The organism is Pseudomonas sp. MD195_PC81_125, assembly GCF_014060985.1.
Lineage (GTDB): Bacteria > Pseudomonadota > Gammaproteobacteria > Pseudomonadales > Pseudomonadaceae > Aquipseudomonas > Aquipseudomonas parakoreensis.
The window spans coordinates 1-655 of record NZ_JABULD010000930.1; the positions used below are offsets into that span (position 1 = coordinate 1).

The window sequence follows — 655 nt, forward strand, 5'->3', positions numbered from 1 at the left end:
TGACTTCTTCATAGGCGTCGCTGAGCAGGCTGCGCGAATGTTTCAGCGCGCTTTCAGCGTTGCTCTTGAGTGCCTTGAGCGTCTTGCGCGACTCGTCCGAAGCGTCGTCTTTGAGGCTTTCCAACGATTTGAGCAGACTCTCGATCTCGGCTTCCATGCTTTGCAACGAGGCTTTACGTAAAGAGGTGTTGGCCATGGTGGCTCTCCTGCATTGGTGATGAGTGGCGTGTGTTGGTTGGGACTTCAGCAGTTTGAGAAAGTGCAGAAAATCTGAACTTCGCTTGCATCGAGCCGCCGAAATCAACAGTGCAGATTCACTGCTAGTCTCAAATCCACACGTCAAGGAGATCGCCATGAGTGACCATCACACCTACAAGAAAGTCGAGCTGGTCGGCTCGTCCACCAGCAGCATCGAAGACGCCATCAACAACGCGCTGGCCGAAGCCAACAAGAGCATCAAGCATCTGGAGTGGTTTGAAGTGGTCGAGACGCGTGGCCACATCAAGGACGGCAAGGCTGCGCATTTCCAGGTAACCCTCAAAGTGGGCTTTCGCATTGCCAGCAGCTGAGTTTGGGCTACGCTTCTGAACTTGCGCGCTGGCCGAGTGCCATAGGAATGGCAAAGCGCTACAAGGTGAGCGCATCGGCATAGCCG

At 54.7% G+C, this 655-nt stretch carries 2 protein-coding genes; one reads left to right on the forward strand and one right to left on the reverse strand.

Annotated features, from left to right (window positions below; genetic code table 11):
- Positions 1 to 196 (reverse strand): DUF883 domain-containing protein (locus tag HT737_RS30415; protein WP_220459613.1); only part of this gene is annotated, 196 nt, incomplete at its 3' end.
- A gap of 157 nt (positions 197 to 353) precedes the next feature.
- Here HT737_RS30415 and HT737_RS30420 point away from each other — a divergent pair.
- A complete protein-coding gene (locus HT737_RS30420) occupies positions 354 to 569 on the forward strand; it encodes a dodecin (RefSeq protein ID WP_027610201.1) in 216 nt (71 codons plus the stop codon).
- Positions 570 to 655 lie beyond the last annotated feature (86 nt).

Excerpts from the sequence above, each read along its gene's own strand:
- HT737_RS30420 (WP_027610201.1), top strand. The coding sequence starts at position 354 with ATGAGTGACCATCACACCTACAAGAAAGTCGAGCTGGTCGGCTCGTCC.